We start from the raw sequence: 9,946 nt of genomic DNA, 5'->3' as shown, positions 1-9,946 counted from the left end.
GTCGCATACCGCACGATCCGCGGATGAAAAACCTTGCCGGGGGGCTTCCCCCGGCAGGGCGTTCGCCGCGATTTTTTCCCGACACAATGCCTGTCCTGCCGGGGCCGGAGCTTGTCCCTGCTTCCCATGACAGACATGCCCCAACGAATGCTCTAATTTTTTTTGGCCTGTGAGGAGACGGTCCAGAGAGGGATCTCCTTGGGTTGAACATGACGCTCTTCCATTGCCCTGGCCTGTACGCCGTATGCGTTCCGGCGCGACGCCGTACCTGAAAGACGAGATTTCGATCGTCAACCATTCCGAACTACGAAGCAGGTTTCCTCGATGCAATTCAGCGAATTGATGGCAGCGCTTTCCAAGCACCCGATCCGTCTCCAGCAGGACGACGACAACCTTGTGATCCAGGGCGACGACGAAGGACTGGACGACGCGTTGTGGGAAAGCCTTGCCCTCCATAAGCGTGAACTGCTCGAGCTGGTGGAGCGAAACGGTGGCGACTGGCTGAGCCCGGCCTTCCGTATCACCCCCGATATGTTGCCCCTGGTCAGCCTTACCCAGGAACAGATCGACCGGATCATCGACAGCGTGCCCGGCGGCGCGGGCAATGTGCAGGACATCTATCCCCTGGCGCCGTTGCAGGAGGGCATCCTCTATCATCACCTCGCTGCGGAGCAGGGCGATCCGTATGTCCTGCATGCGCTGTTCGCGGTCGACCGACGCGCTCGCCTGGACGATTTCCTCCAGGCCCTGCAAGGGGTGATCGACCGCCATGACATCCTGCGCACCTCGGTGGCGTGGGAAGGGCTGGACGAGCCGGTGCAAGTGGTCTGGCACAAGGCCGTGCTGACCCTGGAGGAGCTGCAGCTGGATCCGGCCCAGGGCGCCGTCGAGGCACAGTTGCAACAACGCTTCGATACCCGCCACCACCGCCTGGACATGGGACGGGCGCCGTTGCTGCGGCTGGTCTGCGCCGAGGATCGCCCCAACCAGCGTTGGGTAGCGCTTCTGCTGTTCCACCATATGGCGCTGGACCATGCGGCCCTGGAGCTGGTGCAGCACGAGATGCAAGCGTTCCTGCTGGGCCAGGGACACGCCCTGCCCGAGGCGGTACCGTACCGCAACTACGTGGCCCAGGTGCGCCTGGGTGTGAGCCGCCAGGAACACGAAGCCTTTTTCCGCGAAATGCTCGGTGACGTCGACGAGCCGACCTTGCCGTTTGGCTTGCAGGAAGTGCAAGGCAGCGGGCAGGTGGTCGAGGAAGCCTTCATGACGCTCCCGGCCAGCCTGAGCCAGGCCATGCGCTCCCAGGCCCGGCAACTGGGGGTGAGCGTGGCCAGCCTGGTCCATCTGGCCTGGGCGCAGGTACTGGGGCGTGTGTCCGGCCGGCAGGATGTGGTGTTCGGCACCGTGCTGCTGGGTCGGATGCAGGGCGGCGAGGGGGCTGATCGAGCCTTGGGCATGTTCATCAACACCTTGCCGTTGCGAGTCGACGTGGAAGGGCAGCCGGTACGCGCCGGGGTCAAGGCGACCCACGCACGGCTGACGGCCCTGCTGGGCCATGAGCACGCCTCCCTGGCGCTGGCGCAACGCTGCAGCGGCGTGGCTGCGCCGACGCCATTGTTCAGCGCCTTGCTCAACTATCGCCACAGCGGTACGGCGACTTCGACCGAAGCGGTGTCGGCCTGGAACGGTATTCAGGTACTCGGTGGCGAGGAACGCACCAACTACCCACTGATGCTGTCGGTGGACGACATGGGCGAGGACTTCGGCCTGACCGTCCAGGCGGTGGAGGGCGTTGGCGCGGCACGGGTCGGTGCCTATATGGAAACGGCGCTGGCGAGCCTGGTGGAGGCATTGCGGCAGACGCCGGGGGCCTTGTTATCCGGGCTGTCGGTCGTGCCCCACACAGAGCTCGAGCAATTGCTGGCGACATTCAACGCCACCCAGGCCGAATACCCGCTGGAGCAGACGATTCACGGGCTGTTCGAAGCGCAAGTTCAGCGCACGCCGGAGTCGCTGGCGGTGCTGTATCGTGGGCAACGCCTGACTTATGGCGAACTGAACGAACGGGCCAACCGCCTGGCCCATTACCTGCGCAAGCAGGGGGTGAAACCGGATTCCCGGGTGGCGATCTGTGTCGAGCGCGGCCTCGACATGGTGGTGGGTCTGCTGGCGATCCTCAAGGCTGGCGGCGGTTACGTACCGCTGGATCCGGCTTACCCGGCGGACCGGATCGCCTACATGCTGGAAGACAGCGCCCCGGCGGCGGTGCTGGCCCAGGCGGCGACGGCTGGATTGTTGGCCGGCGCTGTGATGCCGGTCATCGATCTGGGTAGCGAACTTTGGCAGGACGAGTCCGTCCTGAATCCCCAGGTTCCGGAACTGACTTCCGCGCACCTGGCCTATGTGATCTACACCTCCGGCTCCACCGGTCTGCCCAAGGGCGTGATGATCGAGCACCGCAACACGGTGAACTTCCTGACCTGGGCGCAGCGTTCCTTCGATGCGCAGACCCTGTCGAAGACGCTGTTTTCCACTTCGCTGAACTTCGACCTGGCGGTCTACGAGTGCTTCGCGCCGTTGACCTGCGGTGGCAGCATCGACGTGGTCGCCAATGTGCTGGAACTGCAACAGGGCGAGCACGACATCACCTTGATCAACACGGTGCCGTCGGCTCTCAAGGCACTGCTGGAATCCGGTGGCTTGGGCGAGGGGGTCGAGACCGTCAATGTGGCGGGCGAAGCCCTCAAGCGCAGCCTGGTGGAAGCGCTGTTCGAACAAACCCAGGTCAAGCGCCTGTGCAACCTCTATGGCCCATCGGAAACCACCACTTACTCAAGCTGGGTATCGATGTCCCGCGAAGAGGGTTTCGCCGCGCATATCGGTAAACCGGTGGCCAACACCCAGTTCTATCTGCTGGATGAACAGCGGCAACCGGTGCCATTGGGCGTACCGGGAGAGATCTATATCGGCGGCGCCGGTGTGGCGCGCGGTTACCTCAATCGTGATGACCTCACTGCCGAACGCTTCCTGAAGGACCCGTTCAGCAGCGAAACCAACGCCCGGATGTACAAGACCGGTGACCTGGGTCGCTACCTGCCGGACGGCAATATCGAATACCTGGGCCGTAACGACGACCAGGTGAAGATCCGTGGTTTCCGTATCGAACTGGGGGAGATCGAAGCACGGCTCGCCGGGCACGAGGCCGTAAAAGAAGCGGTGGTGCAAGCTCGCGAAGATGTCCCGGGCGATAAACGCCTGGTGGCCTATTTCACCGAGTCCCGGGCCGTGGACATTGAGGCCCTGCGCAGCCATCTGCAAGGGCAATTGCCGGACTACATGGTGCCCGTGGCCTACGTACGCCTGGACGCCTTGCCGTTGACCCCCAACGGCAAGCTGGACCGCAAGGCCTTGCCGGCGCCAGACCTCGACTCGGTCATTACCCGTGGCTACGAAGCCCCCCAAGGCGACGTCGAAACCACCCTGGCGCAGCTCTGGCAGGAGCTGCTGGGCGTGGAACAGGTTGGGCGTCATGACCATTTCTTCGAACTGGGCGGTCATTCCCTGCTGGCCGTCAGCCTGATCGGACGCATGCGCCAGTTGGGCTGGTCGGCGGATATCCGTGTACTGTTCGGCCAGCCGACCTTGAAGGCGCTGGCCGCTGCGGTTGGCAGCGGTCACGATGTGGAGGTGCCGGACAACGGCATCCTGCCGGGAAGCACCCGGATCACGCCGTCGATGCTGCCGCTGGTGGCGCTGGACCAGGACGCCATCGACCGCATCGTGGCGACTGTGCCGGGTGGTGCGCGCAACGTGCAGGACATCTACCCCCTGGCGCCTTTGCAGGAGGGCATTCTCTATCATCACCTCTCGGCGGAGCAGGGTGACCTGTACGTCCTCCAGACGCAGTTCGCCTTCGAGGACCGTGAGCGTCTGGAAGCCTTCGCCCAGGCGTTGCAAGCGGTGATCGATCGCCATGACATCCTGCGCACCAGCGTCGTATGGGAGGGGCTGGCTTCGCCGGTGCAAGTGGTCTGGCGCGAGGCGAAACTGCACCTCGAAGAGGTCCGGTTCGACCCGACCGCCGGGGACGCCGTAACGCAGCTGCGCCAGCGCTTCGACCCGCGACAGCATCGCCTGGACGTGGGCCAGGCACCGTTGATGCGCCTGGCCTACGGTCAAGACGAGGCCAATCGTCGATGGGTGGCGAGTTTGCTGTTCCACCATATGGCGCTGGATCATACGGCGCTGGAGGTGGTGCAACACGAAATGCAGGCGCACCTGCTGGGCGAGACCGCCCGACTGGCGGAAACGGTGCCCTATCGCAATTATGTGGCGCAGGCACGGTTGGGGGTGACTCGGCAAGAGCATGAAGCCTTCTTCCGTGACATGCTCGGCGACGTGGACGAACCGACATTGCCGTTCGGCCTGCTGGACGTGCAGGGGCAGAACCACGACATCGACGAGGCCCGGCAAGCGCTGGCCCCGGCACTGGATCTGCGCCTGCGCCAGCAGGCGCGTCAGGCGGGGGTGAGCGTCGCCAGCCTGGTGCACCTGGCCTGGGCCCAGGTGTTGGGCAAGGTGTCCGGCCGGCAGGACGTGGTGTTCGGCACCGTGCTGATGGGCCGGATGCAGGGCGGCGAGGGCGCCGACCGGGCGCTGGGGATGTTCATCAATACCCTGCCATTGCGCGTGACGTTGGGGCAGCAGGGCGTGCGGGCGGGCGTCAAGGCGACCCATGCACGGCTGACGGCCCTGTTGGGCCATGAGCACGCCTCTCTGGCCCTGGCCCAGCGATGCAGTGCCGTGGCGGCGCCATTACCGTTGTTCAGCGCCTTGCTCAACTACCGCCACAGCGCCACTGGCGCAGACGCGGCCTCGACCTCGGCGGTGCAGGCATGGCGCGGTATCCAGGCCCTGGAAGGCGAGGAGCGCACCAACTATCCGCTGACCTTGAACGTCGACGACCTGGGCAACGGCTTCAGTCTGACGGTGCTGGTGGCTGCCGGGATCGGCGCACAACGGGTCTGCGGGTATGTGCAGGCAGCGTTGGAAACACTGGTGGAGGCCCTGGAGCAGACACCCCAGGTGCCGTTGTATCGCCTGCCGATTCTGCCGGCCAGCGAGCGTGAACAGGTGCTGGTGGGTTTCAACGCCACCCAGGCCGAATACCCGCTGGAGCAGACGATTCACGGGCTGTTCGAAGCGCAAGTTCAGCGCACGCCGGAGTCGCTGGCGGTGCTGTATCGTGGGCAACGCCTGACTTATGGCGAACTGAACGAACGGGCCAACCGCCTGGCCCATTACCTGCGCAAGCAGGGGGTGAAACCCGATTCTCGGGTGGCGATCTGTGTCGAGCGCGGCCTCGACATGGTGGTGGGCCTGCTGGCGATCCTCAAGGCTGGCGGCGGTTACGTACCGCTGGATCCGGCTTACCCGGCGGACCGGATCGCCTACATGCTGGAAGACAGCGCCCCGGCGGCGGTGCTGGCCCAGACGGCGACGGCTGGATTGTTGGCCGGCGCTGCGATGCCGGTCATCGATCTGGGTAGCGAACTTTGGCAGGACGAGTCCGTCCTGAATCCCCAGGTTCCGGAACTGACCTCGTCGCACCTGGCCTATGTGATCTACACATCCGGCTCCACCGGTCTGCCCAAGGGCGTGATGATCGAGCACCGCAACACGGTGAACTTCCTGACCTGGGCACAGCGTTCCTTCGACTCTGAAACCTTGTCGAAGACGCTGTTCTCCACTTCGCTGAACTTCGACCTGGCGGTCTACGAGTGCTTCGCGCCGTTGACCTGCGGTGGCAGCATCGACGTGGTCGCCAATGTGCTGGAACTGCAACAGGGCGAGCACGACATCACCTTGATCAACACGGTGCCGTCGGCCCTCAAGGCACTGCTGGAATCCGGTGGCTTGGGCGAGGGTGTCGAGACCGTCAACGTGGCGGGCGAAGCCCTCAAGCGCAGCCTGGTGGAAGCGCTGTTCGAACAAACCCAGGTCAAGCGTTTGTGCAACCTGTATGGCCCATCGGAAACCACCACTTACTCAAGCTGGGTATCGATGTCCCGCGAGGAAGGTTTCGCCGCGCATATCGGTAAACCGGTGGCCAACACCCAGTTCTATCTGCTGGATGAACACCGTCAACCGGTGCCATTGGGCGTACCGGGAGAGATCTATATCGGCGGTGCCGGTGTGGCGCGCGGTTACCTCAATCGCGATGACCTCACTGCCGAACGCTTCCTGAAGGACCCGTTCAGCCACGAAACCAACGCCCGGATGTACAGGACCGGCGACCTGGGTCGCTACCTGCCGGACGGCAATATTGAATACCTGGGTCGTAACGACGACCAGGTGAAGATCCGTGGTTTCCGTATCGAACTGGGCGAGATCGAAGCACGGCTCGCCGGGCACGAGGCCGTAAAAGAAGCCGTGGTGCAAGCTCGCGAAGATGTCCCGGGGGACAAGCGCCTGGTGGCCTATTTCACCGAGTCCCGGACCGTGGACATCGAGGCCCTGCGCAGCCATCTGCAAGGGCAACTGCCGGACTACATGGTGCCCGTGGCCTACGTACGCCTGGACGCCTTGCCGTTGACCCCCAACGGCAAGCTGGACCGCAAGGCCTTGCCGGCGCCAGACCTCGAATCGGTCATTACCCGAGGCTACGAAGCCCCCCAAGGCGACGTCGAAACCACCCTGGCGCAGCTCTGGCAGGCGCTGCTGGGCGTGGAACAGGTTGGGCGTCACGACCACTTCTTTGAACTGGGCGGCCATTCCCTGCTGGCCGTCAGCCTGATCGGACGCATGCGCCAGTTGGGCTGGTCGGCGGATATCCGTGTACTGTTCGGCCAGCCGACCTTGAAGGCGCTGGCCGCTGCGGTTGGCAGCGGTCGCGATGTGGAGGTGCCGGACAACGGCATCCTGCTGGGAAGCACCCGGATCACGCCGTCGATGCTGCCGCTGGTGGCGCTGGACCAGGACGCCATCGACCGCATCGTGGCGACTGTGCCGGGTGGCGCGCGCAACGTGCAGGACATCTACCCCCTGGCGCCCTTGCAGGAGGGCATTCTCTATCACCATATTGCGGCGGCCGCGGGCGATCCGTACGTATTGCAGGCCACGTTCAGCATCGCCGACCGCGAGCGCCTGGACGCATTTGCCCACGCACTGCAAGCGGTGATCGATCGCCATGACATCCTGCGCACCAGCGTGGTCTGGGAAGGCCTCGATGAGCCTGTGCAGGTGGTCTGGCGCAAGGCGCAGCTGGCCGTGGAGGAGGTGATGCTGGCTGCGGCGACGGGGGATATCGCCGGGCAGCTGCGCGAGCGTTTCGACGCTTTGCACTACCGTCTCGACATGCAACAGGCGCCGCTGATGCGCATCGCCTTTGCCCATGACCCCGCCAACCAGCGCTGGGTGGCGCTGCTGTTGTTCCATCACATGGCCCTCGATCACACGGCGCTTGAAAGGGTGCGCCACGAGATGCAGTTGCATCTGCTGGGTCAGGCCGATCGTCTGGGCGAGGCGGCGCCTTTCCGCAACTACGTGGCCCAGGCGCGCCTGGGAAGCAGTCGCGAGGAGCATGAGGCATTTTTCCGCCAGATGCTCGGTGACATCGAAGAGCCGACGCTGCCTTTTGGCGTGCAGGACGTGCGCGGCAACGGCAGCGATATCGAAGAGGCCGGGTTGCACCTCGGTGCCGACCTGAGCCGTCGTCTGCGGGCTCAGGCCCGGGCACTGGGTGTGAGCGCGGCGAGCCTGCATCACCTGGCCTGGGCACGGGTGCTGAGCCAGGTGTCCGGCAAACCGGACGTGGTGTTCGGCACCGTGCTGATGGGGCGGATGCAGGGTGGTGACGGTGCCGAGCATGCGCTGGGCATGTTCATCAATACCTTGCCGTTGCGGGTGGACGTCGCAGAGCAGGATGTGCGCGGCAGTATCAAGGCGGCCCATGCCCGGCTGACCGGCCTGCTGGGTCATGAGCATGCCTCCCTGGCCCTGGCGCAACGTTGCAGCGGCGTGGTTGCGCCCATGCCGTTGTTCAGCGCCTTGCTCAACTACCGCCACAGCAATGCGGGGATGGACTCGAGCGATGCACTGGCGGCCTGGAACGGCATCGAAATCCTGAGCAACGAAGAGCGCACCAACTATCCACTGACCCTCTCGGTGGATGACCTGGGTGAAGGTTTCAGCCTGACCGCGCTGGCGGTGCCACGGATCGGCGCGCAGCGGATCTGCGCCTATATGAACGTGGTGCTGGAGAACCTGGTGTCTGCCCTGGAGCAAGCACCGCAGACGCCGTTGAGCCGCGTGTCGATCCTGCCGGCGAGCGAGCGTCGCCAACTGCTGCTGGAGTTCAACGCCACCACGCGTCGCTATCCACAGGACAGGACCGTCCACGGACTGTTCGAAGCCCTGGCGCAGGCCAATCCGCAAGCGTCGGCGGCGGTGCACGACTGCAACAGCCTGACGTATGCCGAACTCAACGCCAGGGCCAACCGCCTGGCTCGTCATCTGGCGGGCCAGGGCGTGCAGCCCGGGGACCGTGTGGCGATCCTGCTGGAGCGTTCACTGGAACTGTTGGTGAGTCAACTGGCGGTGCTTAAGTGCGCCGCCGTCTTCGTGCCACTGGATATCCATGCGCCGTTGGAACGCCAGCAGTTCATGATCGAAGACAGCGGGGCCAAGGTGCTGCTGACCCTCAGTTCCGCGAGTGTGGCCGAAGGCACTGCCCGGCTCGATCTGGATCGCCTGGAATTGGCTGACATCAGCGCCAACCTCGATCTGCCCCAGAGCACCGAAGCGGTGGCCTATATCATGTACACCTCCGGTTCCACCGGCACTCCCAAGGGGGTGCTGGTGCCGCATCGGGCAATCAATCGACTGGTGATCAACAACGGCTATGCCGATTTCAATGCCCGGGACCGGGTGGCGTTCGCCTCCAACCCGGCCTTCGACGCCAGTACCCTGGACGTCTGGGCGCCGTTGCTCAACGGCGGCTGCGTGGTGGTGGTCGACCAGGACGTGCTGTTGTCCCGGGAGCGTTTCGCCCGGTTGCTGACCGAGCAACGGGTCAGCGTGCTGTGGATGACCGCCGGCCTGTTCCATCAGTACGCCGCCGGTCTGATGCCGGTGTTCAAGCGCTTGCGTTACCTGATCGTCGGCGGTGATGTGCTCGATCCGGCGGTGATCGGCCGGGTCTTGAAAGAAGGCGCGCCGCAGCACCTGCTCAATGGCTATGGCCCGACGGAAGCCACCACATTCACCACGACCCACGAAATCAGAACCGTGGGCGAGGGCGGCATTCCCATTGGCCGTCCGGTGGGCAACAGCCGTGTCTACGTGCTGGATGCCCAGCTGCAACCGGTGCCGGTGGGCGTGGCGGGGGAGTTGTACATCGGTGGCGATGGCGTGGCGAAAGGGTATCTGAACCGCCCCGAACTGACCGCCGAGAAGTTCGTGACCGACCCGTTCAGCGCCGACCCTGGGGCGTTGCTCTATCGCACCGGCGACCTGGCGCGCTGGCGTGTCGACGGCAGCGTGGACTACCTGGGGCGTAACGACGACCAGGTGAAGATCCGTGGCTTTCGTATCGAGCTGGGGGAAATCGAAGCGCGGCTCGGCCAGTGTCCGGGGGTGCAGGACGCGGTGGTGCTGGCGCGCCAGGACGAGACCGGTCCCAAGCGCCTGGTGGGGTATGTGATTGCCGAGCCGGGTGTCACCCTGTCGGTGCAGGATCTGCGCGCAGAGTTGGCGAGCGCACTGGCCGACTACATGGTCCCCAGCGCCTTCGTGGTGCTGCCGTCGTTCCCCTTGACGGCCAACGGCAAGCTGGATCGCCGGGCCTTGCCGGCGCCGGACGCCGAGGCTTATGCCAGCCGTGAATACGAAGCGCCCCAGGGAGCGGTGGAACAGACCCTGGCCCGGCTCTGGGCCGAGGTGC

General features: G+C 64.8%; 1 protein-coding gene (cut by a window edge). It reads left to right on the top strand.

All coding sequences use genetic code 11. The annotated features are described in order from the left end of the window. The first annotated feature begins 324 nt into the window (after positions 1 to 324). Positions 325 to 9,946: the start of a non-ribosomal peptide synthase/polyketide synthase gene (locus AC1M7R_RS26685; protein ID WP_490610127.1), read on the top strand. The gene runs 21,302 nt beyond the window's last position; 9,622 of the gene's 30,924 nt are visible here — the first part of the coding sequence; the start codon lies at positions 325 to 327; its stop codon lies beyond the right edge, outside the window.

Source organism: Pseudomonas sp. MS01C9, from assembly GCF_058202755.1.
The sequence above is the reverse complement of the archived record's forward strand: the minus strand, read 5'-3'. Positions and strand labels throughout refer to the sequence as shown.